Below are 22076 nucleotides of genomic sequence, written 5' to 3' on the forward strand. Positions count from 1 at the left end.
TGTTTAAAAAGTTTACACACAGATTAAAAGGATTTAAAAAAAATCTGCTAAATCTGCGGGAGAAAAAACAAGCCACGAATTTCACCAATTTCCACAAATTTTAATTCGATAAAATTTGTGCAATTTGTGGCAAAAATTATAGACACTTAAAAAAATTATTTTAATCCTTTTAATCTGTGGCTTAATTTTAAACACAATAACTATGTGTTCAAATCTAGATTTGTTTTCCACTCTTTTTGTAGATTAAAAAAACTATGTTTCTATATGTTTAAAAACAAATTAAGCAGTTTCTTTATTTATTGAAGTAATAAATTCCAGAATTTCCTCTGTAGTCAAAATATAATCGGGATTTGTATGCTGAATGGCATTATTAGGCATAAAAGACATATCTGCAGAAAGCGGATTCTGAACAATAATTGTGCCTCCCGCTTTCTGAATTGCCTGCAATCCCGCAGTGCCATCAGAATTAGAACCCGATAATAGGATTCCGACAAGATTGCTGCCATAAATTTCAGCAGCCGATTCGAAGGAAACATCTATACTAGGCCTGCTGTAATTGATTTTTTCGGAAGTATCCAGCGAAAGTGTTTCATCTTTTTCAAATAATAAATGATAATTTGACGGCGCTATATAAATAAAGCCAGGCAAAAGACGCACTTTGTCCTCAACCTCTTTTACCTCAACTTTTGATTTTAATGTAATTAGATCTTCTAAGGTCTGCTCGTCTGAACTTTTGCGATGTACCACAATTACGACTGCATACGAAATAGGCCGCCGCATAAAAGGTAGTATCTGAAGTAAAGCCTGAAGACTTCCTGCCGAGCCTCCTATAATGACCACTTTATAATTTAATTTTATTTTATCTTCCTCCATATTTTCTCTTTATCAAATTGTTTGTATTTGCTTTGAGATATAGAATATTTTATAGTTTCTTTTGTTCCTAATGCTAAAAAACCAAGTACAGAAAGACTGTCATCAAATAACTTAACCACTCTTTTCTGTAGATTATTATCGAAATAAATTAAGACATTGCGACACAAAATCAAATCAAACTCATTAAAAGAAGTGTCAGAAACAAGATTATGTTGTGAATACACCATTTTCTCTGCCAAATTTTGGTTAAATTTTGCGTAACCGTAATTGGCAATATAATAGTTTGAAAAGTCTTCTTGTCCGCCTGAATCCCTGTAATTATCAGCATAATCTTTTATCATACGAAGTGGAAAAATCCCGCTTTTTGCAGTTTCTAAAACAGATGCATTTACATCTGTAGCATACAACAGCGATTTGTGCAACAAACCTGCTTCATGAAGCAGTATTGCCATAGAATAGACTTCTTCGCCTGTTGAGCATCCGGCATGCCAGATGCGTATAAAAGGCTTGGTTCCTAATAAGGGCAAAATTTCTTTTCTTAAAGTCATATAAAATGACGGGTCGCGAAACATTTCTGTTACGTTTACCGTAATTTCGTCAATCATTCTTCTGCAATATTCCGCATCTGTTCGGACACGGGAAAGAAAATCATGAAAATGCTTAAAACCGTCGAGCTGATAAACTCTGTAAACACGACGCTTTAGCGAAGCTCTGGAATAACTTCCAAAATCAAATCCATAATATTCATAAACATCATTGATGAGCGTTTCTAATTCAATATCCTCAATCATAATTCATCAAATTTCACTCAAAAGCTGCAGGAGTTTGTCTACATCTACAGGCTTTGAGATGTAAGCATCTGCCCCAGCCTCTAAACATTTTTCTTTGTCGCCATTCATAGCCTGAGCCGTTACCGCAATTATAAACACATTTTCCTGCAACGGAATTTCTTTAATAAGCGGAATTGCCTCATAACCATCCATTTCTGGCATCATCATATCAATCAAAACGGCATCTATAGTTGCATCTTCAGCCAAAATTCTTAATGCTTCTTCTGCACTTAAGCACGATAAACAGTCGTAAGATCTTGCTTTTAAAGTATTAACCAAGGCAAAAATATTCCTTGAATCATCATCAACAATCAACAGTCGTTTTTTCTTCATCTGTACTTTAAAAAATTAGATTTTATCATATAACCAAACTCGCAACAGCGATAACAACTGGTCAACATCGACCGGTTTGGTAATGTAGTCTGAAGCTCCCGCTTTGATACATTTTTCCCTGTCTCCTGTCATGGCTTTTGCTGTTACGGCAATTACGGCTAAGTTAAGGAATTTAGGATTACTTCTTATCTTTTCGGCAGTTTCATAACCATCCATGTTTGGCATCATCATATCGAGCAAAACTACATCCGTATCTGGATTTTCATCTAATATCTTAATCGCTTCTTTTCCGTCAAAAGCAGTAATAACATTCATTTTAAATGCCTCTAAAGCTTTAGAAAGCGAATAAATATTACGAACGTCATCATCTACAATCAAAACTTTTTTCTCAAACAAAATATTATTTAGCGAATTAAGCTTTTTCGGACTTTCTTTTTTCTTTCCTTCTTTCTTTTCTTCCACCAAGTGAAGGAAAAGCGAAACCTCATCGAGCATTCTTTGATACGAATGAGCTGTTTTTACGATAATCGAATCGGCATATTTTCTAATTTTTAATTCTTCTTTAATAGACAAACTTTTCCCTGTAAAAACAATTACAGGAAGATTTTCTAATCCCGGATTTTTCTTTACGCCGTCCAAAATTTCATACGCTTGTTTGTCTGGAATTCCCATATCCAAGATCACACAATCTACTTCTTCCCTGTTTAAAGCCGTTAATCCCTCCGAAACTTCGCTTTTGATTTCAGAATTAATATTGTACGTTTCTAAGAAATAAGCAAGTGCTTTGGCATGTTTCGGATTGTCTTCGATAATTAAAACCTTCTGTGATTCCTTGTTGATAATGTGTTCAATACGCATAAAAACTTCTGGAATTTTATCAAAAGCCACTGGTTTATCTAAGAAATCTACAGCTCCTTTGAGCAAACTTTCTTGCTTAAGTTTGTGCGAAGACATGATATGAACCGAAATATGTTTGGTATGCGAATTATTTTTTAATTCTTCTAGAACTTCCCAACCGCTTTTTATCGGAAGTTCAATATCCAGTAAAATTCCGACTGGTTTATAAATCAAGGCAAAATTAAGCGCATAATCTCCTCGTACCGCTACGACTCCTTTATAGCCTTTTTTCTGTGTAAAGACAAGCAGCGATTTCGCAAAACTAATGTCGTCTTCTACAATCAGAATTACTTTATCGCCTTCCTGAATCGAGTTTCTGTCATCTTCAATTTCATTAGGAATGACCGGGCTGATGTATCTTATTCTTTCTTCTTCAGATTCTATTTCCTCATCTTCTATCGGTTCTGCATGCGGAATTTTATTTGTCGAAATTTTATTAATTGCAAATCCTAAAACCGGAAGACATAACGTAAAAGTACTTCCTTCGTTGACTTTACTATGCAAAATTATTTCACCTCTTAACAATTTGGCTAATTCACGGCTAATTGACAATCCTAGACCTGTTCCTCCATATTTACGTTTTGTAGATCCATCTGCTTGCTGGAAAGCTTCGAAAATCAAAGGCTGTTTTTCTACCGGAATTCCGATTCCCGTATCTTTTACAATAAAGCAGATAATTTTATCGTCATCAGAATCAACTTTGATTTCTAGGCTTACAGAACCTTTGTCCGTAAATTTAATGGCATTAGAAATCAAGTTTTTAAGAATCTGCTCTAAACGCATTTTATCTGTTTTAATAACAATTGGTGCGTCTTTGGCAATTATTTCAAATTTGATATTTTTTTCTTTAGCAACAATATTGAAAAGATTCCAAAGGTTATCAGTAATTTCTCTTGTTGAAACATCTATAAACTCAAGATCCATTTTTCCGGCTTCAATCTTAGATAAATCCAAAATCTCGTCAATCAATCCCAATAAACTGTTTCCTGAACTCTGAATTACTTTTGCGAACTCAATTTCTTCATTATTCATTGTTTGATTGTTATTTTCGGACAACAAACGGCTTAACAATAAAATTGAATTTAGAGGCGTTCTCAATTCATGTGACATATTAGCCAAAAATTCCGATTTGTAGCGCGTCGTAAGCTCTAAAGCTTCAGATTTTTTCTGAATTTCGGTATTTTTTTCTTCTAATAAAACACTTCTTTCCGACAATTCTTCATTGGTTTGTTCCAATTCTTCTTGTTGTACACGAAGTTCTTCCTCAGAAGCTTGCAGTTTTTCGGTCTGTGCTTCCAATTCGGCATTAATTGCTTCCAATTCACTATGTTGCACTTGCAATTCTTCAGCCTGAGATTTGGTTTCTTCCAGCAATTCTAAGACACGTTTTCTGTTCTGAGTTGCTTTTATCGCAATTCCGATATTGTTAGAAACCGTTTTCAGAAATTCTAAATGCAATTCAGAAAAACCATAAATACTAGCAAGTTCAACAGCGCCTTCAATTTTATTATCGATTAAAGGAACTGCCACAACATGAGAAGGTTTTACCTGTCCCAAAGCATAATTTATCTGAATATCATCTGGAGATAAAGATTTTAGCTCTAGTATTTTTCCTGAAGAAATTGCCTGTCCAATAAGACCATCTCCGTTCTGAATTCGTTCACGGTTCTTGTTTGGTATATAGCTGTATCCTCCGGCAGATACCAGTTCATTTTCTTCAACAACATACAAAACTCCCGCACTGCTGCTCGTATAATGGCATAAAAACTCAATAATATCTTTTGACAGTTTTTGAAGCGTTTTTTCGCCAAGCATTACATTATTCAATTCTGCAACACCAGTTTGCAACCATTCTTTTTGAGATAAAAGATCAAAGGAACTTTTTAGCGAAACTCCCATTGTATTAAGTGACTCCCCAACGCTTCCTAACGCATCAGCCTTTGTATCATCGACCCTAATATCATAATTTCCTTTTGAAATATTGGTTGCAATCGTACTGATTGCTTCAATTCTCTGAGCCGTTTCTTTGTCTTTCTTCTCCAATTCACCTTGTAACAAAGAGCGTTCGTTATAATCTTTCAATATTCTGATTAAAAATACAATCGAAATAAGAAAAGCAATAAAAAACGCAACGACAATCAGAATCAAACTATAAGTTCCATAACGCTCAGAATTGGCAATACGTTCTTCTAAAAGATGTTGTTCGGTGCTTTCAACTTTTTTAATGATGACACGCATTTCGTTCATCATTAATCTTCCTTCATTCAAATCGAAAATTAAGGCTTCTTTATTTAGACGTTTTTTTACAATTTGATTGTTCAGATACTTAAAAAACCCAAGACGTTTATTTCTTAAATCGCTTAGAAGGTTTTGTTGTGAAGGATTATCTACCGTGAGCTCGTCTAGTTTATCAAAGTAGCTGTTTGATCTGGCTTCAGAATCGTTAAAACGGTCAACAAACTGTTCGTCTCCGGTGAGCAGATAACCGCGCATACTGGTCTGTGCTTCTACTATTATAGATGAGCCTTCGTTTAAATTATAGATTACCTCTTGGGTATGGTTGACCCAGAAATTACTGCTTAATAAACTTTGTATGCTGATAAAAGAAGCGACAGAACTGATTGTCAAAACCAATAATGAAACCAACGAACTTATAAGCAGATTTCTTTTAAAGTTACCATTCATGTTTTTCAATTGTATTTATTCGTATTTTAAAGGAAGGACAATTATAAAGCTTGCGCCATTGCCTACTTCGCTTTTTGCGGTTATTAATCCGTTGTGTTTCTCGATGATTTTTTTGGCAATCGCTAAACCAATTCCGGTTCCTTCATAGGTTTGTCGGTCATTTAGACTTTGGAAAATGATAAATATCCTGTCTAGGTATTTTTCATCAAAACCAATTCCGTTGTCTTTTACTGTGATTCTGCAATATTTCCCTTCGGGTGCTGTTGGACTGTCAAACGATTTATCGGCAATTAGTTCTGAAATGATTTCGATGAAAGGCGGTTCGTCGCCACCCGAAAATTTCAATGCATTCCCGATAAGATTCTGAAAAACCTGACGCATCTGACTCGGAATACTGTCAATGGTCGGCAATTCATTGGTTTTTATGACAGCATTTTTACGTTCAATAAGGTAATCGAAATCAGAAAGTACTTCTTGAAGCACAACATTTAAATCTGTCGTTTCGGGTTTTACCTGAGCCGAAAGTCTCGAATACGCAAGAAGATCGGTAATAAGCGTCTGCATTCGTTCTGCCGATTTTATCGTTCTGTTTACATAATCGACCGCTTTTTCATCTGATTTTAGATAAAGATCTTTTATAATTTTAATGAAAATTTGAATTTTTCGAATAGGTTCATTCAAATCGTGAGAAACAACCCAGGCAAATTGCTGTAATTCATGATTTCTAAGCTCGAGTTCTTCGTTTTTCTGAACCAGTTCTTTGGTTCTCTCGGCAATTTTGATTTCGAGATTGTCCTGTGCTTCTTTCCTGATTTTAATTTCTTTCGAAAGAAGATCTTTTATAGCTTTAAGTTCGTTCTGCTGTTCATAAATCTTAAGAAAAGTTTTAACCTTGAGAATCAGCAAATCAGAATCTACAGGCTTAGTGATGTATTCTACTGCGCCGGATTCATATCCTTTAAAAATATATTTTTTCTCGGTATTGAGAGCCGAAAGAAAAATTACAGGAATGTCTTTGGTTCGTTTGTTTCCGGATAATATCTTAACTACTTCAAAACCGTCAAGTCCGGGCATCTGAACATCCATTATAATCAGGCAATAATCTGTCTTTAGAATTTTCTTTAACGCCTCTTCTCCCGATTCGGCAGTATCTACATCGATATTATGCAGCTCTAAAGTTTTCTTTAAGGCAATGATATTTGCCCTAATATCGTCTACAATTAATACCATGAGAATGGGGGACTAAATCGGTTGTGAATCAAAACTTTACTCTTTAAAATTATTTAAAAATTGTCATGTTTTTTTTATAAAAATCAAAAGTTCCCTAGCAAAACTTCATCTAAATTCTCAAAAATATAAAAAAAATACCGTGCAGCTTTTTTATTTAAATTAGAAATCTTTACAAAATTCCCATCTTTTAGATGGTAATTATGAAACATTTATCTTTTTCCTCTCCTAAGTGTTTTTTCTGTTCTTAGACTTGCCTCTTAATTGAGCTAAACAATTATTCTTTCCGGTTAATTTCAGCTTTATAATGTGCTTAATTTTAAGCATATAAGCATAAATAGTATTATAATGAAAAAGACAAAGACTTTCCCCGAACAAAAACAGAACCTCCCTGGAAATGAGCATTTAATGAAACCACAACCCGAAATCATTAGAGAAAATTATACTGGAAGCGGAAAACTGCAAGGAAAAACGGCCTTTATAACGGGAGGTGACAGTGGCATCGGCAGAAGTGTTGCCGTACATTTTGCCCGCGAAGGAGCCAATATTGCAATCGTTTATTTAAAAGAAGACAAAGACGCCCTCAAAACCAAAGAAATGATTGAAAAAGAGGGACAAGAATGTCTGTTGATCAGTGGCGATCTAAAGGATGAGAAATTTTGCAAAGAAGCAATAAAAAAATGTCATACCCATTTTAAGAAATTAAACATTGTGGTCAATAATGCCGCGGTTCAGTTTCCGAAAAAAGAATTGGAAAAAGTCACTACAGAACAGTTGCATAAAACCTTTGAAACCAATATCTATCCTTATTTTTATATCACAAAAGCGGCGCTTCCGTTTTTAAAATCAGGCGATGCAATTATCAATACCAGCTCGGTTACCGCTTATAGAGGCAGTGAACATTTGTTGGATTATTCAAGTACTAAAGGTGCAATTGTAACCTTTACCCGATCATTGTCTTCAATGCTGGCAAAAAAACAGATACGCGTAAACGGCGTCGCGCCAGGCCCAATCTGGACACCTCTGATTGTGGCAACTTTTGATAAGTTATCCGATTTTGGAAAAGACAATCCGATGGAAAGAGCCGGACAACCCTCTGAAGTAGCACCAGCATACGTTTTTCTGGCCTGCGAAGACAGCAGTTACATAACAGGACAATTCATTCACATTAACGGAGGCGAACTGGTTGGAAGCTAAAATGGTCAATAAACGATAATGTAAAACCTGAAACTTGAAACAAAAAACAATAAATATAAAAACCCATGAATTACTTAGACGTTATAGGATTATTTGCCGGAACTTGCGTGACAATTTCTACGATTCCACAGATTTTAAAAGTCTGGAAAACCAAAAAAGTCAAGGAGATTTCATTGAAAATGTTCAGCATTCTGACCTTCGGAATTGCGATTTGGGTTGTATACGGAATCCTAAAAAATGACCTGCCGATTATCGTTACCAACAGTATTTCGCTCTGCTTAAACCTGATTATGGTTTATTTTATTATTTATTATGAAAAAGAATGAACTTGAGATAAAAAAAACAGCTTTGAAAGCTGTTTTTTGTGGAAAAAATGAAGAATATATATGTGCTTACTAGCTAGCTAATTTTTGGTCGTAAGTTTTAACTGCCAAATGTTTTTCTTTGAATATTCGAGGAAGATAATTCAGACCCGCCATTCCTGCATTCTGAATCAGTTCTGGGATATTATGAGACAGCTTCTTGATTTCTCCAAGCTGTTTCATTGCCATATTCACAACTGGTTTAAATGTGCTTAAATAGTTGTAACTGTGCTGGGCTATCTCAAGCTCCATTATTTCGTTCAAGATGTTTTTCATTACCAGATATCGAACAGTTCCTCTTTTCGGAATCGATTTAAGCTCTGTAATCTTCTCTTCTATCATTACATTTCTGTTTCCTGTATAGATGTAATTTCCAGAATCACTGATAAAGTGTTTTCTAATTTTTGCCACCAGTTCGCCGTCTTGTTTTGAAGCGGTCGGAATTCCTATTATAGAAAACTGAATCTGTTTGTGGCTTTCAAAATACAAAACACTATTTATTGCAGTTGTATTGCTAACAATTCCCGATTGTTGTTTCTTAAGATTTTTAATCTCACCTCCTGCACCGAAACTGTGTCTTAAAACACCTTTTTCACAATAAGCAAAAAACACTGGAGCACATCGGTTAGATTCTATACTCAAATTCAAATCTGATTGAAGCATTAAATCAAAATTCAAATAAATCATTTCATCAAAACGAACACCAGTTATAGTTCCTTTTGCCCATTTCGATTTTATGTTTACTTTGTATTCGTTTTCAGTACTTACTAACGTGCCTTCAAAACTATCTGTAAGATTATCAAAAACGGCATCAAAGCTTCCTGTATTTATGTAAAGTTTTTTCATTTGTTTCGGTTTAATAAAATGGTTGGTACTTATTACGTACAAAAATCAATCTTGTTTCTTGCCCTAATTTGTATATACCAAATTTATTTCAACTTGTTAATCAAACCCTTATACAATTTCAGACCAATATTTCATAATTTATAGTTGCAGTCCGTTTCTTTCATTTTTAATGAATAAAAAAAGCAGCTGCCTCAGAATAAAACTGAAACAACTGCTCATCAGCAAAATAAAATACTAATCTATTTTATCTATGTGAGTTCATTAATGTCTGCATTTTTAGCATAATTCGCTTTCGGAATATCTTTAAAAAATTCTGCTTCTTCCAAATCTGCTGTCGGTCCGTAGCCTATTAAATGTGTTCCCTTAATTTGATTCTTAGTTTCAAGTACATATAAGATTGACATATCATCGGGGTCGCTCATTCCTTCATAACGATGATGGGCTACAATAAATATTTCATCTGGTTGATAAGCATATTTGGTTTCAGCATCTATAAGGGTACCATTTTCAAATAAGAAATTAGAGGTATATCCTTCGCTCTGATATTTTTCTATATAGTCGGTTTCGTGTTTCTGCTCTTTTTTCATGATTTGGATGAATTAACATTGTTACTAAAACTTTGCTTTTTCAAATTTCATGATTGAATGCAAATAAAATTAACTCAATAGATTTAATTCTTATCTCATTTAAAAATCAACCAAATAGTGTGTTTTTTTTATATTAATTTTAATGCTGAACTCTATATATGTAGAGAAAATAGTATATTTATTACATAATTTTTTATTGTTTTAAAAAGAACAAAAACAAAATTTAATGAGCAGCAAACATCACGATTTCCTTGTCAAAGGAGGCGAAATGGGTTCGTTGATACGTGCCAAGGACTGGAGTAAAACTTCTTTGGGCGAAATTGAAACCTGGCCTCAAAGTTTACGAACCAGTCTGGGGATTCTTTTAAATTCAAAATTCCCCATGTTTTTATTTTGGGGACCGCAACATATTTGCTTTTATAATGATGCTTACCGCCCAAGCTTAGGAAAGGACGGTAAACATTCGTATATTCTAGGAGAAAAAGGCGAAACAGCCTGGCCAGAAATATGGGATTTCGTTAAACCACAACTCGACCAAGTATTATATAAAAACGAATCAACTTGGCATGAAGATAAATTGCTTCCGATTTTTAGAAACGGAAAAGTCGAAGAAGTCTATTGGACATTCAGCAACAGCCCTATAAATGATGAGGAAGGAAATACAGTTGGAGTTCTGGTTATCTGTAATGAAACTACCGAAAAAGTAAATCTTCACAGAAAGCTACAAGACACAACAGAGCGTTATCGCAACAGTATTTTGCAGGCTCCAAATGCAATGTGCGTATTTAGAGGCCCAAATTATGTAGTCGAAATCGTTAATACCTTAATGTTAGAAATTTGGGAAAGAACAGAACAACAGGTTATTAACAGACCTATTTTTGAAGCGCTTCCTGAATCCCGCGGGCAAGGATTGGAAGATATTCTCTATCATGTTTATTCTTCAGGTGAAAAATTTACTGCTTATGAACTTCCTGTAAAACTCAGCCGTAAAGGACAGATAGAAAATACTTTTATAAATGTCACCTATGAGGCACTTCGGGAATCAAATGGCGAAATTTACGGCATAACCGCTATTGCTGCCGATGTTACGCTACAGGTTTTAATGCGTAAAGCAGTTGAAGAAAGCGAAAAGAGGTTCAGGGAAACTATTAAACAGCTGCCTCTTGGAATTGGCATACTAAAAGGTCCGGATTTGATTATTGAAATGGCGAATCCGACCTATCTTCAGATTATCGACAAACAGGAAAAAGATATTTTAGGAAAACCTGTGTTTGATGTAGTCCCAGAAACAAGAGAAACTCTTTATCCGCTCCTTAATGAAGTTTTTAATAAAGGAATACCCTATCATTCTGATGAACTGAAAGTTATCTTAAACCGCCACGGGAAAGAAGAAGAATGCTATTTTAATTTGGTTTTTCACCCTATCAGAGGAGAAAACAACAACGTTTCGGGAATAATTATTGTTTCTTATGAAGTTACAGATGAAATAAAAGCTAAACATTTACTGACAGAAAGCGAAAATGCGTTTCGGAAAATCGTAACCGAATCTCCGATTGCGATGGCCATTTTCAGAGGTAAAAACCATATTATCGAATTGGCCAATACCACAATGATGAAAACCATTTGGCAGAAAGAAGAAAAGGATACTATCGGAAAACCGCTTCTGGAAATCTTTCCCGAACTCATGAATCAAAAATATCCCGAACTGCTAAATGATGTTATTGAAAATGGCAAGACAATTCGTGAAAACGAATCAATTGCTTATGTGGATATTAGAGGAAAACTGAAAAAATTCTATCTGGATTACGAATACACACCGCTTTATGAAAAAGACGGAACTGTTTCGGGCGTTATGGTTACGGTAAACGATGTGACTCCAAAAGTAAAAGCCAGAAGAAAGCTTGAAAATGCAGAAGAAAGAATTCGGCTTGCGGCAGAAATTGCAGAAATTGCAACTTGGGACCTAAACCTGCAGACTCGCAAACTGATTTATACCGAAAATATTCTAGACATTTTCGGATTCGAAAAAAACACTAAAATCATCCATCAGGAAATACGTGGAAGAATACATCCAGAAGACGAAGCAATTCTACAGAATGCTTTTGAAGAAGCTCTTGAAACGAGTATTTATAAATACGAAGCCCGAATTATTAAACCAGATAATTCGATTGCATGGATTAAAGTTCACGGAAAAATATTCTTTGACGAATTCGACGAACCAGCCAAAATGATTGGTACCGTAATGGATTTTACAATAGAAAAAGAAATTCAGCAAGTACTGCTTTCCAGCGAAAGAAAGTTCAGGCTCCTCGCCGATTCTATGCCTCAAATGATTTGGACAAGCGATACGCTGGGCAATTTAAATTATTTCAACAATACATTTTATACCTACACTGGTTTATCAAAAGAAGAAATTGATGCAAACGGCTGGCTTCAGATTGTTCATCCCGAAGACCGTGAAGAAAATGTAAACATTTGGATGGAATCTGTCAAAACAGGAAAAGACTTTCTGCTCATTCATCGCTTTAGATATCACAATGGCGATTTTAGATGGCAGTTAAGCCGTGCAATTGCTCAAAAAGACGAATTTGGAAATATTCAGATGTGGGTTGGAACCAGTACCGATATCGAAGATCAGAAAAATTTTTCTACTCAGCTTGAAGAACAAATTATGGAGCGTACCACACAGCTAGAAATCAAAAACCGCGATCTGGTTAATATGAATATCGAGCTGCAGTCGTTTGCCTATATCTCGAGTCATGACTTACAGGAACCGCTTCGAAAAATTCAGACTTTCGCCAGCCGTCTTGCAGATTTAGACGAAGGCAATATTTCGGCTATAGCCAAAACGTATCTTGCCAGAATTGAAGTTTCGGCAAAAAAAATGCAGAATCTTATTCAGGATTTGCTTACGTACTCGCGCACAAATTCGGCCGAACGTATATTTACCAAAGTAAAACTTGACGAAATTGCCGAAGAAGTCATAAGCGATTTCTCTGACCGTATTGAGGAAAAAGGTGCTCGAATTGAATATAAAAATTTAGGCGAAGCAACTTTAATCCAGTTCCAATTCAGGCAGTTGTTTCATAATATTATCGGAAATGCATTAAAATTTACTAAAAAAGGAGTTTCTCCGGTTATTAAGATTGAAACTGAAAAAATTAAAGGAAGCGAGATAAATAGCACTATCGATTTTCCTGAGAAAATCTATCTTCATTTAAAAATTTCGGATAACGGAATTGGTTTTGATTCTATTTATAAGGAACGAATTTTTGAAGTTTTTCAGCGATTAAATACCGAAAGCGAATATTCTGGGACGGGAATTGGGTTGGCGATTGTCAAAAAAATCGTTGAAAACCATAAGGGAATCATTATGGTTTTCAGCGAGAAAGACCAAGGTTCTGTCTTTAACTTTTACTTTCCCGATTTATCTTAAATCAGTACTTGTAAACAAAATTGGAATGATTGGGAGTAAACTTGTCCCAGTCAACTTCTAAAGCGTATTCAATAGATTTTACAATATCACTCATTAAGACTGGTTTTGTTACAAAACAATTCGCCCCAAGAGTGCGGCATTTTTCAATAATGCCAGGTTCATTTGAAGTAGAATAAATAATCACCGGAATATTCTTCTGATCTTGCGAACTTCTAATCTCTTCTAAGACATCAAAACCATTTTTTCCGGGCATATTCAAATCTAAGAAAACCACATAAGGCGTGGGCGGAGGATTAAAAATCGCATTTAATAATTTCTGTCCTCCCGAGTACGTCTGCAGGTTGATTTTTTGAGGAACTGATTCTACAGCATCAGTAAAAATACTCAAATCATCCTCATCGTCATCTGTGTAAAAAATAGTAAAGTTCGTCATGGTATTTTTCGAGTGAAATTTTAATTAAACCAAAGATAAAATAATTTCTCAAAATATTCGTTACCGAGTTAAATTCTTACAAAATAATTAAAATTGAAATCTCATAATTTTATAAAACAATTATATAACCAATTGAAAATTAAAAGACTCAACTTTACATTTTGCTTATAGAGCTAAAAAATGAATAAAAGTTGAAACTTAAAATAAAATTATCATGGGAGATCATAAAGACCTTACAGACGAATTTGCAGCAGCAAAAATAAAAGACCTTGCAGAGAACATCAAAACCTGCATGTTTTGTACGTATAGAGAAGACAACAGACTACAATCTCGCCCGATGTCGGTTCAGGAAATCGATGAAGAAGGACAGCTTTGGTTTTTGTCTGACAGAAACAGCGGCCAAAATGCCGAAATCACTTTAAATCCGACGGTAGAATTGTTTTTTTCGGAACCACATGACAAATTTCTTACCCTTCACGGAAGTGCCAGTATTTCTTATGACAGAAAAACAATCGAAAAATTATGGAATCCGGTGGTAAAAATCTGGATGCCAGGCGGTATAGACGATCCTAATCTAAGTGTTATAAAAGTAATTCCGGAAGACGGCTATTACTGGAACAACAAAAATGGAAAAATGGTTGCTATCGCTAAAATGGCCGCCGCTTTTGTTACTGGCCACACAATGGATGATGGCATTGAAGGAAATCTAAAATTATAGAAAATTATAGTTTTATTTAACTTGAGAGTCCGCAGGGATTTACGCGAAATGAGCAGAGTTTAAATGCAAAGGCGACGTAGATCATTGCGGTCTTTTTTTTGATTCAAATTGACAATTCTTTTAATTGAAGCGCATTTAGAATCCCTGCTTCGCTAGCAGTATTATTAAAATAAACAAAAGAGGTCTGCGAATCTGTTTCGTTCTTAATATGAAGTAGTTTATCTGAATCATAACTCGAATAGAACATTTTAGGAACTCCATGAAGTCTAATATAAATTAGTGGAAAATCCTTTAAAATAGTTTCCGGAAGATTCGGATGACTCACACAGCAAAACGTAATTTTGTAATGCTTAAAAACATCCCAAACTTCTTGATTCCACCAGCTTTGATGACGAAATTCTACTACATTTTCAAATTCATAGTTCAAATTCCTTACTATATTTTCCAATTTTTCAATACTGAAAACGTAACTCGGCGGAAACTGAAACAAAATACAGCCTAATTTTTCTCTAAAACCCAATCTGGATATTTCATAAAAATCTTTCAGCAGAACTGTACAATCCTCGAATTTTCTGATGTGGGTAATTTCTTTTGGCGCTTTTACAGAAAAAATAAAATTTTCAGGCGCTTTCTCATACCAATTCTGAAAAATTCTAACAGTTGGGAATTTGTAAAAACTTCCGTTGAATTCGTATGTGTCAAAATGCTGACAATAAAATTCAAACCATTTTTTTGAAGGCAGATTTTCAGGATAAAAAACACCTTTCCAAAAACGATTATTAAAACTTGAACAACCAATGAGCGTATTTGTTTTCATAAATAAAGTTGCTGGCAATTTGTACAAAAGAAACTTCGTCTTTTTCCGTTTCCGGTTTGTTTTTTATGAATTGGAACATTACAACGTAGACAGGTCTTTTTAGTATAAGCCAGCCAATGTTTTTTGAGTTCAAACTTTTTCTTCCAGTATAAAAATTCGAAACTATAGACCGAACATTCACTGATTAATTGGTCGATATCGTCTTGCGGAATTTTTCCAACAATAGATTCCGGATGAATGTAACAACGGTACAAGACTTCATTTTTAATAATGTTTCCCACACCTGAGAATATATTTTGATCGAGTAAAACATCACAAATCATTTTTTCAGGAGTTTTTTCCAATTGTATTTTTGCTTTCGACGGATTCCAGTTTTCATTCATTACATCAATACTCCAGTCGTAGTAATCATTGACGTTTCCTTCTAAAATTTTGATTTGGCAGGTATAGAAATTCAATTCTCCTTTTGGCATAACCAAACTCAATCTTGGTTTTGCTTCTTTTCGTTCGTTTATACGATACGTACCAAACATCAACAGATGAATCTTAATGCTGAAATCTTCAAAACATATTAGAAAATGTTTTCCCCAAGTCTTAAAACTCAGGATTGTTTTATCTTTCAGCCGTTCAATCGCTTCACTGCTGGTTCCTGATACAGCTGTAATTTTCTGTCCTTCAAACTGCATCACCTCCTCTTTTAAAATTACTATAGACGGACCTTCAGGCATAATATATTATTTTAAGCAAAAAGTGCAGTCTGTAAAACTGCACTTTTTTAGGTAAGAATTAATTTTTTATTCGATTTCTGCTGCTTCAAGATTTACCGCATTCACAGCGACATCCGTCAGTTTTTTATCGGCACCTTTTTCTTCGTCCAATGTCAGCTCTAACAAAGTTGCGGCTTCGGGAAGCCCTAAAGTTTCGGCAAACTGGCGCAAGGTCCCATAAGTTGCAATTTCATAATGTTCGATTTTCTGGCTTGCAGCAATAATTCCAGCATCACGCACAACGCCTGCTTCTGTTTCTTCCAAAATTCCTTTTGCTTCTTCGATAAGGCCTTCCATCGCGTCGCATTTTTTGGCTGTAGCTTTTTGTCCAATAATTTTGAATACTTTTTCAAGACGTTCTATCTGACCTTCAGTTTCTGTTAAATGATGATCAAGTGCATCTTTCAGCTCAACCGAAGAAGCATTTTTTACCATCAATGGCAAAGCCTTTATCAAAGCTTTTTCGGCCCAGTAAATGTCTTTTAAGCTATCTTCAAATAATTCATTTAATGCAGCTGCCGCATCCGATTTTGGTTTGGTCATTCCTGCTGCTGTCTTTTTTGGAGTCGACTCCTTCTTATTATCCGTGGTTTTCATGGGATTATCTTTTGTGATTAATAGTTTTGTAAAATTACGCCTCCAAAGACCTTCTGGGTTATATGATTACGAATCAACATTTCATTCTAATCATCTGTTAATTATACAATTACACCACACAATTCTATAAAACAAAAGCCACATATCGTTTCTAGCTTTGTTACATACAAATTTTAAAACTACGCATCATGAATATTTCAAATAATAAAAATCAAAATTCTGGTCGTATTAATGACCATTTTGAAGATATCGCAAACGTAAAAGAATCTGACAACGATAACAGAGAAATTGCAGAACGCGGCTATACGGTAAGAAACGGTTATAACCCGAATGGAGTAAATCCGAATCAGGAAGACCATTTGTCTGACGACGATTTAGATGACCTGGATGATGATTTTCATAGCGACCGAGATCTTGAAGACAACAACGATATTTACGAGGTCGAACTTGAAACTGAGGACGACTATATCGAAGAAGATATTGACGAAGATATTGACGAAGATATTGACGAAGAAGTTGAAAATGATGAATTTGACAATCCTGCTGACACCTTCGAAAATGATTTTAACGAAACTGAAGATGATTTGGAAGACATTGATCAAGATGACGATGAAGACGACTACGATGACGAAGATAATCAATATATTGAAGACGACGTTCAGGAAAACGATGACGAAGAAGATTATCCGGACAATGATCCAAGGAAATTCTAAAACAGAACATTCAAAAAATACCGTTGCAAATCATACGCAACGGTATTTTTTTTTATTAGAAATAATCTATTGGGAATTTTTTTCAATTCTATAACATTAGCTTAGATATAAATCTATCTGAATCTGCGTGAAAAATTAATACATAGAAGTATTTCACACAGATTATTAAATGATTTCTGCAGATCAAATTAGATTTTAATTCTTGAATGAAGCTATTTTATCCCATTTTACCCAACGAATTATAAAATAATTGTATCGTTATAATAAATATTCAAACAATAAATAAACGGCACAAATACTCAAAGTAAATGCGCCGTTATATTGTTTTTATATTTACTGAATTTAAAACTAAACTCTCGTTCTTCCTGTAATTAGCGATATAATAAATAATACTAAAAATATGAAGAATAAAACTTTAGCTATACTGGCTGCTCCAGCGGCAATTCCGCCAAAACCGAAAATTCCTGCCACTATGGCTAGAATTATAAATGTGACTGTCCAACGTAACATAATAATGATTTTTTTAGTTAATAATGATTTGTATGTGGCGTTTATTAAAGAGCAACGCCCAACTCTTTTATTTTATAAATACTTAAATTAGACTGACCTGGTAATTCTCTATCAGTTCTAAAAAAGCATCTTCAGATTTTGTAAAATATTTTTTTGTGCTTCGGCTTTTCTTGGCTTTATCAAAATATTTTTGAATAGAACCGTCTTCGTAAGTCGAAACCAGCAAAGGATGAACGTAATAATTTTTGCAGACATTTCTCGTATTTCCCAAGGCTCCTGCTGTTGCATCGTAAGCTGTTACAATGTTTTTCTTGTTTTCTTTTTCATCGGTTGTAACTCCTAATTCCATTAAATTTTCAAAGAATATTATAGAAGCCGCCCATGTTCTGAAATCTTTTGCGCTAAAATATTCGCCAGAAATACAATGCAGGTATTCATTTACCATATGGCTGTCTAAAACCTTTCTTTCGCCATTTTTATCATAATATTTAAAAACTTCCCAGCCCGGAATTTCTTCGCATCTGCTTACCAGCTTTATCAATTGCTTGTTTCGTGTTGTTATGGTATGTTGTTTTCCTTTTTTACCGACAAATTCGAACCGAAGCGTATTTTTATTGATGTTGAGATGACGTTTTCTCAAAGTCGAAAGACCGTACGATTTATTATCCTTTGCATACTTTTCGTTTCCAATCCTGATATGGGTCTCTTCCATCAAACGAATAACCAACGCCGTAACTTTGTCTTTTGACCATTCTTTCTGTTCTAAATCTTTATCGACTTGTTTTCGAATAGCGGGAAGTTTTAATCCGAATTCTGCTATTTTGTAAAACTTAGTCTGATTCCGAATACTGTTCCATTTTGGATGATAACGATATTGTTTTCTGTTTTTAACATCAAGACCAACGGCCTGTAAATGCCCGTTTGTCAAATCAGAAATTTTGACATTTACCCAAGCTGGCGGTAAAACCAGACTGCTGAAACGCTTTAATTCTGTTTTCTGCTTAATACAGCGTCCATTTTTTTTGTAGACAAAACCGTCTTTGCTTTCACATCTTTCAATCGGAAGATTCTGATTGCTTACGTAAACTAAATCCAATTTTTCTAGCACCAAATGCGGTGATTTGATCAATTGGCTCATTAATTTTTCGGTTCTGGCATTCATGGCTACTGTCTAATTTCTTTCTGATATTAATTATTTCTCAAAGATTCGATAAGACCTTTTTTGTTCATATAAGAGCGTCCTTTTATGCCAACTTTACTAGCTTGCTTCAAAAGCTCTTCTTTTGTCCATTTTTCATATGGTTTGGCCTTTCCTCCTTTTATTCCTGCATCTGGTGTGTTTGCGATACGTGCAGATTTTTCTTTGCTGTATCCTTTTTTTACCAATGCCTCATATTGCTCCTCATTCTTAATTCTTGGATTTGGCATGACTTTAAATTTAAATTCAACACTTTGACATTTATATGTCGTAATCTGTTATGTCAAAATTCATCAATAATTAAGAATTTTCTGTTATACAATTTTTGTTTGAAATTTCATAGTTGTGAGATTGCTAGATTGCAAACATGAAAATTTAGGAACAAAAAAATCCCAACTCTTTTGGAATTGGGATTTATATCAATTTAGATGATAAATACTATGTATTTCTTTTTTTCCGCACTAAATCGATGGCGCCTATTGCATATGCAATTTCAATTGAGACTGCATTTTCTCCTATATAAAGCTCATTGTTACGGCATTTGAGTATTGGATTTGTTAGTACGAAGTAAAGTTCGTCTTCGTAATGTCTTAAATCGTCGCTATCTTCATGATCTAAAGTCTGGATTTGGCAGTATTCTATGCTATTTGCCTCTGCCAAACTGCTGATTGTTTTTTTCTTATTTCCTTCTTCATAATAATATTTATCGACATCATTCTTTATTTTTTCTGATTTAATAGTATCCGAAGAAGTCAAAAACCGGAACTCTAACTTTTGAAAATTTTCAAAAGTTTCGGGTAATAATGTCTCCGAAAAAGGCAAATCTGATTTCCAGAAATAGACCGCCATATTCAAAAAATTTTCGTCATTTTCCTTTTCAAAAACCAAACTATCTGTCCAATAATGTTTATAAATCTGACCTTCTTTGATTTCGAAATTCAACCTTTCAAAATAATCAACCAAATCGTTCGACAATTTTCTGGTAATCTGAAATTCTAAATCTTCAGAAAGTGAAATAAATTTTGGCTTACTGTTTTCAATTTGAAGCGCTTTCCATTTTTTTTGATTGTTAATGCTCAAAATACCGCTGACAATCATAATTAAACCTGTCAAAGAAATAATTCCAGAAGCTGCCGATTTTCCGAAAAAATCGTAAATAAGGGTTAAAAAAAACGGAAGAGATATGTCTAATTCTTCTCCCTGTGTTTCAAATGCATTGAATTTGTTATATAAAAACAAACCAGAGAATAATCCTATAGTTCCAATTACCATTAATGATATTTGACTTTCCTTTTTTAATGACATTCTTCTTTATTATTTAACTAAATTTTGTTTTAATGAATTGCAAAAACCAATCACAATTAACCTTTTTATAGTCCTTTTTGCAAAATTAATTTCATAATCCAATATCCTCTATCGCGTCTTCTTGTATTTTCTTTTGTTTAACCAATCTTATACCTAATCTAAAAGCAAGGTAAATTGTGGCATAAAATAAACCAGCTTTAATTACAATTTCACCCCAATTGGTAATTCTATTAAAATCAAAGCTTTTTCCATATTCAAAAAATAGGCTATTAATCATCCTTAAATGACCTATAAAACATAGAGAAGCAAATAGTATTAAGGTAATCCCGATAATCTTTTTTATTACTTTCATGGCTTGAATATCAAAATTAATTCCACTCAGGAGTAAGACAGGAAATGAGCATTCCTTTAGTAGTTGCACCAATATATCCTTGCCCTTTTAGATAATAAAAATTAAATTTTCCGTAACTTACCTCTGCCTCAATGACTAATAAATTGGTGTATTTGCAATAAGGAGTCTGCAATTCGCCTTCATAACTGATAATTTTATATTTAGCCTTGTTTGCCGTTGTCCAGGCATCTCCTTTTTTTTGTTTTTGATCGAATCTGATTATTTCTTTTTTAATGTACTGATCATATTGATAAACAACTCCATCCTCTTCCCTCATGTATAAAATGCTGGTATTTTTATCTTCCCACTCTTGTTTTATCTCGGCATACTCTTTTCCTTCAATTTGTTTTGTACCTATTTTGGTTTCCCAATAATAGGTTTTGCTCCATAGAATTTTTTTCTTGAATTCATAAGAAAGCGGAAAATAGCTTCCTGTTTTGAGTTCATCGCAAAATCGATGCCCTTCGCCTATTTGTGCATTTGAAACAATCGTAGAAAATAAAAAAAGAATAAAAATTCGCAGAAAATATTGGTTTGAAGTCATTTTATGATTTGATCTGATTTGAGTAAAGAATGTAATTTCCTACTGCTAATATAGAATTATTTCTGGCACATTTAGGACATCAATTAAAAAACAGCATCAAAATCATATAACAATCTTTTAGAATCCTATAAGACAATCCTTCTAGAAAGTAGATAATTTTACATCATAACATTTAAACCATTATATCATGAAAAAGTTATTATTAGCCGGAAAAGCCATTTTAGGAGCGGGACTTATAATTTTATTTCTTCAATCTTGTAAAAATGAAACTAAACAAGAAGATCCAAAAGAGGTCGCTGAAGATGCAAATGAAGCAAAATTTGACAGTATTGACAATAAAGAAGATGATTCTGAATTTTTGGTGGATCAGGCTGAAATCAACTTAGCTGAAATCGAAATAGGAAAACTGGCACAAAGCAAAAGTACCAATCCCGAAGTTAAAAAATTCGGAAAAATGCTGGTTGACGAACATACAAAATCTGCTTCTGAGGTAAGTGCCTTAGCGAAAGCGAAAAACTTTACATTGCCGACTTCTTTAACCGAAGATGGTCAGGAAGAGTATAAAAAATTAAATGAAAAAACAGGTTTAGATTTTGATAAAAAATTTGCTGACATGATGATTGACGGTCACGAAAAAGCAATTAAAAAGCTTGAAGATGCTGCAAAAAATGCAACTGACGACGATGTTAAGCTTTGGGCATCAACCAATATCGCAGGATTAACTGCACATTTGGAACATGCAAAACTGCTGAAACAAAATCTTGACAAAAAGTAAAATAAATTTAATTGGTTATTATTTATTTTAAGAAA

The 22076-nt window shown here is 34.1% G+C and carries 23 protein-coding genes; 6 read left to right on the forward strand and 17 right to left on the reverse strand.

Annotation, left to right across the window (positions count from 1 at the left end; all coding sequences use genetic code 11):
- Nucleotides 1-279: 279 nt before the first annotated feature.
- Genes ACFFLS_RS21995 through ACFFLS_RS22015 form a run of 5 tightly spaced genes read right to left on the reverse strand, consistent with a single transcriptional unit; the run spans nt 280 to nt 6848 of the window.
- Complete coding sequence (locus ACFFLS_RS21995; RefSeq protein ID WP_379687491.1) at nt 280-873, reverse strand: chemotaxis protein CheB; 594 nt, start codon at nt 871-873, stop codon at nt 280-282.
- Complete coding sequence (locus ACFFLS_RS22000; protein ID WP_379687492.1) at nt 855-1664, reverse strand: CheR family methyltransferase; 810 nt, start codon at nt 1662-1664, stop codon at nt 855-857. The genes ACFFLS_RS21995 and ACFFLS_RS22000 overlap by 19 nt, the downstream gene beginning before the upstream one ends.
- A 6-nt stretch (nt 1665-1670) precedes the next feature.
- Entirely contained in the window at nt 1671-2036 is a 366-nt protein-coding gene (locus ACFFLS_RS22005; RefSeq protein ID WP_379687494.1) for a response regulator, read from the reverse strand.
- Between the two features lie 15 nt (nt 2037-2051).
- Nucleotides 2052-5618 carry a response regulator gene (locus ACFFLS_RS22010; protein ID WP_379687496.1) on the reverse strand — a complete coding sequence of 1189 codons (3567 nt, stop codon included), beginning with the start codon at nt 5616-5618 and terminating at the stop codon, nt 2052-2054.
- Between the two features lie 15 nt (nt 5619-5633).
- Nucleotides 5634-6848 carry a hybrid sensor histidine kinase/response regulator gene (locus ACFFLS_RS22015; protein WP_379687497.1) on the reverse strand — a complete coding sequence of 405 codons (1215 nt, stop codon included), beginning with the start codon at nt 6846-6848 and terminating at the stop codon, nt 5634-5636.
- Between the two features lie 345 nt (nt 6849-7193).
- On the opposite strand from ACFFLS_RS22015, the gene ACFFLS_RS22020 reads away from it, so the two are divergent.
- Nucleotides 7194-8042 carry an SDR family oxidoreductase gene (locus ACFFLS_RS22020; RefSeq protein ID WP_379687499.1) on the forward strand — a complete coding sequence of 283 codons (849 nt, stop codon included), beginning with the start codon at nt 7194-7196 and terminating at the stop codon, nt 8040-8042.
- Between the two features lie 65 nt (nt 8043-8107).
- Entirely contained in the window at nt 8108-8368 is a 261-nt protein-coding gene (locus ACFFLS_RS22025) for an SWEET family sugar transporter (RefSeq protein WP_379687501.1), read from the forward strand.
- Between the two features lie 69 nt (nt 8369-8437).
- On the opposite strand, the gene ACFFLS_RS22030 is transcribed toward ACFFLS_RS22025, so the two are convergent.
- Both ACFFLS_RS22030 and ACFFLS_RS22035 read right to left on the reverse strand, forming a co-directional pair.
- Nucleotides 8438-9250 (reverse strand): hypothetical protein, encoded by an 813-nt coding sequence (locus tag ACFFLS_RS22030; RefSeq protein ID WP_379687502.1) that lies wholly within the window; start codon nt 9248-9250, stop codon nt 8438-8440.
- A gap of 248 nt (nt 9251-9498) precedes the next feature.
- Nucleotides 9499-9837 (reverse strand): hypothetical protein, encoded by a 339-nt coding sequence (locus ACFFLS_RS22035; protein ID WP_379687504.1) that lies wholly within the window; start codon nt 9835-9837, stop codon nt 9499-9501.
- 226 nt (nt 9838-10063) lie between these two features.
- Between ACFFLS_RS22035 and ACFFLS_RS22040 the strand changes: the two genes are divergently transcribed.
- Nucleotides 10064-13273, forward strand: a complete 3210-nt coding sequence (locus ACFFLS_RS22040; RefSeq protein ID WP_379687505.1) for a PAS domain-containing sensor histidine kinase — start codon at nt 10064-10066, stop codon at nt 13271-13273.
- A 1-nt stretch (nt 13274) separates the two neighbouring features.
- Here ACFFLS_RS22040 and ACFFLS_RS22045 read toward each other — a convergent pair whose 3' ends face one another.
- Nucleotides 13275-13706, reverse strand: coding sequence for a response regulator (locus ACFFLS_RS22045; RefSeq protein WP_379687506.1), 432 nt, complete (start codon nt 13704-13706; stop codon nt 13275-13277).
- Between the two features lie 214 nt (nt 13707-13920).
- On the opposite strand from ACFFLS_RS22045, the gene ACFFLS_RS22050 reads away from it, so the two are divergent.
- On the forward strand, nt 13921-14424 hold the full coding sequence (locus ACFFLS_RS22050) for a pyridoxamine 5'-phosphate oxidase family protein (RefSeq protein WP_379687508.1): 504 nt from the start codon (nt 13921-13923) through the stop codon (nt 14422-14424).
- Nucleotides 14425-14527: 103 nt separating this feature from the next.
- Here the strand turns inward: ACFFLS_RS22050 and ACFFLS_RS22055 are convergent, their stop codons facing one another.
- The 3 genes from ACFFLS_RS22055 to ACFFLS_RS22065 form a co-directional block, all read right to left on the reverse strand.
- Entirely contained in the window at nt 14528-15241 is a 714-nt protein-coding gene (locus ACFFLS_RS22055) for a DUF72 domain-containing protein (protein WP_379687510.1), read from the reverse strand.
- Nucleotides 15238-15969 (reverse strand): DNA-formamidopyrimidine glycosylase family protein, encoded by a 732-nt coding sequence (locus ACFFLS_RS22060; protein WP_379687511.1) that lies wholly within the window; start codon nt 15967-15969, stop codon nt 15238-15240. The genes ACFFLS_RS22055 and ACFFLS_RS22060 overlap by 4 nt, the downstream gene beginning before the upstream one ends.
- A gap of 66 nt (nt 15970-16035) precedes the next feature.
- Nucleotides 16036-16605 carry a YciE/YciF ferroxidase family protein gene (locus ACFFLS_RS22065; protein ID WP_379687512.1) on the reverse strand — a complete coding sequence of 190 codons (570 nt, stop codon included), beginning with the start codon at nt 16603-16605 and terminating at the stop codon, nt 16036-16038.
- 188 nt (nt 16606-16793) lie between these two features.
- Between ACFFLS_RS22065 and ACFFLS_RS22070 the strand changes: the two genes are divergently transcribed.
- Nucleotides 16794-17318: a hypothetical protein gene (locus tag ACFFLS_RS22070; protein WP_379687514.1), complete on the forward strand. Its 525-nt coding sequence runs from the start codon at nt 16794-16796 to the stop codon at nt 17316-17318.
- 348 nt (nt 17319-17666) lie between these two features.
- Here ACFFLS_RS22070 and ACFFLS_RS22075 read toward each other — a convergent pair whose 3' ends face one another.
- The 6 genes from ACFFLS_RS22075 to ACFFLS_RS22100 form a co-directional block, all read right to left on the reverse strand.
- A complete protein-coding gene (locus ACFFLS_RS22075; protein WP_379687515.1) occupies nt 17667-17828 on the reverse strand; it encodes a DUF1328 domain-containing protein in 162 nt (53 codons plus the stop codon).
- 82 nt (nt 17829-17910) lie between these two features.
- A complete protein-coding gene (locus tag ACFFLS_RS22080) occupies nt 17911-18990 on the reverse strand; it encodes a DNA topoisomerase IB (RefSeq protein WP_379687516.1) in 1080 nt (359 codons plus the stop codon).
- 26 nt (nt 18991-19016) lie between these two features.
- Nucleotides 19017-19256, reverse strand: coding sequence for a DUF7218 family protein (locus ACFFLS_RS22085; protein WP_379687518.1), 240 nt, complete (start codon nt 19254-19256; stop codon nt 19017-19019).
- Between the two features lie 208 nt (nt 19257-19464).
- Complete coding sequence (locus ACFFLS_RS22090; RefSeq protein ID WP_379687519.1) at nt 19465-20331, reverse strand: hypothetical protein; 867 nt, start codon at nt 20329-20331, stop codon at nt 19465-19467.
- A gap of 91 nt (nt 20332-20422) precedes the next feature.
- Nucleotides 20423-20683 carry a hypothetical protein gene (locus tag ACFFLS_RS22095; RefSeq protein ID WP_379687521.1) on the reverse strand — a complete coding sequence of 87 codons (261 nt, stop codon included), beginning with the start codon at nt 20681-20683 and terminating at the stop codon, nt 20423-20425.
- A gap of 16 nt (nt 20684-20699) precedes the next feature.
- Entirely contained in the window at nt 20700-21266 is a 567-nt protein-coding gene (locus ACFFLS_RS22100) for a hypothetical protein (protein WP_379687523.1), read from the reverse strand.
- Nucleotides 21267-21453: 187 nt separating this feature from the next.
- Between ACFFLS_RS22100 and ACFFLS_RS22105 the strand changes: the two genes are divergently transcribed.
- Complete coding sequence (locus ACFFLS_RS22105) at nt 21454-22041, forward strand: DUF4142 domain-containing protein (protein ID WP_379687525.1); 588 nt, start codon at nt 21454-21456, stop codon at nt 22039-22041.
- The last annotated feature ends 35 nt before the right edge of the window (nt 22042-22076 follow it).

The organism is Flavobacterium procerum (assembly GCF_042431625.1).
In the GTDB taxonomy this organism is placed as follows: domain Bacteria; phylum Bacteroidota; class Bacteroidia; order Flavobacteriales; family Flavobacteriaceae; genus Flavobacterium; species Flavobacterium procerum.

What these genes read in the sequence shown, in the direction of transcription:
- ACFFLS_RS22095 (WP_379687521.1), bottom strand. Translation starts at nt 20,683, where the DNA reads ATGAAAGTAATAAAAAAGATTATCGGGATTACCTTAATACTATTTGCT.
- ACFFLS_RS22070 (WP_379687514.1), top strand. Translation starts at nt 16,794, where the DNA reads ATGAATATTTCAAATAATAAAAATCAAAATTCTGGTCGTATTAATGAC.
- ACFFLS_RS22040 (WP_379687505.1), top strand. Translation starts at nt 10,064, where the DNA reads ATGAGCAGCAAACATCACGATTTCCTTGTCAAAGGAGGCGAAATGGGT.
- ACFFLS_RS22060 (WP_379687511.1), bottom strand. Translation starts at nt 15,969, where the DNA reads ATGCCTGAAGGTCCGTCTATAGTAATTTTAAAAGAGGAGGTGATGCAG.
- ACFFLS_RS22090 (WP_379687519.1), bottom strand. Translation starts at nt 20,331, where the DNA reads ATGTCATTAAAAAAGGAAAGTCAAATATCATTAATGGTAATTGGAACT.
- ACFFLS_RS22035 (WP_379687504.1), bottom strand. Translation starts at nt 9,837, where the DNA reads ATGAAAAAAGAGCAGAAACACGAAACCGACTATATAGAAAAATATCAG.
- ACFFLS_RS22045 (WP_379687506.1), bottom strand. Translation starts at nt 13,706, where the DNA reads ATGACGAACTTTACTATTTTTTACACAGATGACGATGAGGATGATTTG.
- ACFFLS_RS22105 (WP_379687525.1), top strand. Translation starts at nt 21,454, where the DNA reads ATGAAAAAGTTATTATTAGCCGGAAAAGCCATTTTAGGAGCGGGACTT.
- ACFFLS_RS22015 (WP_379687497.1), bottom strand. Translation starts at nt 6,848, where the DNA reads ATGGTATTAATTGTAGACGATATTAGGGCAAATATCATTGCCTTAAAG.
- ACFFLS_RS22050 (WP_379687508.1), top strand. Translation starts at nt 13,921, where the DNA reads ATGGGAGATCATAAAGACCTTACAGACGAATTTGCAGCAGCAAAAATA.
- ACFFLS_RS22065 (WP_379687512.1), bottom strand. Translation starts at nt 16,605, where the DNA reads ATGAAAACCACGGATAATAAGAAGGAGTCGACTCCAAAAAAGACAGCA.
- ACFFLS_RS22080 (WP_379687516.1), bottom strand. Translation starts at nt 18,990, where the DNA reads ATGAATGCCAGAACCGAAAAATTAATGAGCCAATTGATCAAATCACCG.
- ACFFLS_RS22010 (WP_379687496.1), bottom strand. Translation starts at nt 5,618, where the DNA reads ATGAATGGTAACTTTAAAAGAAATCTGCTTATAAGTTCGTTGGTTTCA.
- ACFFLS_RS22000 (WP_379687492.1), bottom strand. Translation starts at nt 1,664, where the DNA reads ATGATTGAGGATATTGAATTAGAAACGCTCATCAATGATGTTTATGAA.
- ACFFLS_RS22005 (WP_379687494.1), bottom strand. Translation starts at nt 2,036, where the DNA reads ATGAAGAAAAAACGACTGTTGATTGTTGATGATGATTCAAGGAATATT.
- ACFFLS_RS22020 (WP_379687499.1), top strand. Translation starts at nt 7,194, where the DNA reads ATGAAAAAGACAAAGACTTTCCCCGAACAAAAACAGAACCTCCCTGGA.
- ACFFLS_RS21995 (WP_379687491.1), bottom strand. Translation starts at nt 873, where the DNA reads ATGGAGGAAGATAAAATAAAATTAAATTATAAAGTGGTCATTATAGGA.
- ACFFLS_RS22055 (WP_379687510.1), bottom strand. Translation starts at nt 15,241, where the DNA reads ATGAAAACAAATACGCTCATTGGTTGTTCAAGTTTTAATAATCGTTTT.
- ACFFLS_RS22075 (WP_379687515.1), bottom strand. Translation starts at nt 17,828, where the DNA reads ATGTTACGTTGGACAGTCACATTTATAATTCTAGCCATAGTGGCAGGA.
- ACFFLS_RS22085 (WP_379687518.1), bottom strand. Translation starts at nt 19,256, where the DNA reads ATGCCAAATCCAAGAATTAAGAATGAGGAGCAATATGAGGCATTGGTA.
- ACFFLS_RS22025 (WP_379687501.1), top strand. Translation starts at nt 8,108, where the DNA reads ATGAATTACTTAGACGTTATAGGATTATTTGCCGGAACTTGCGTGACA.
- ACFFLS_RS22030 (WP_379687502.1), bottom strand. Translation starts at nt 9,250, where the DNA reads ATGAAAAAACTTTACATAAATACAGGAAGCTTTGATGCCGTTTTTGAT.
- ACFFLS_RS22100 (WP_379687523.1), bottom strand. Translation starts at nt 21,266, where the DNA reads ATGACTTCAAACCAATATTTTCTGCGAATTTTTATTCTTTTTTTATTT.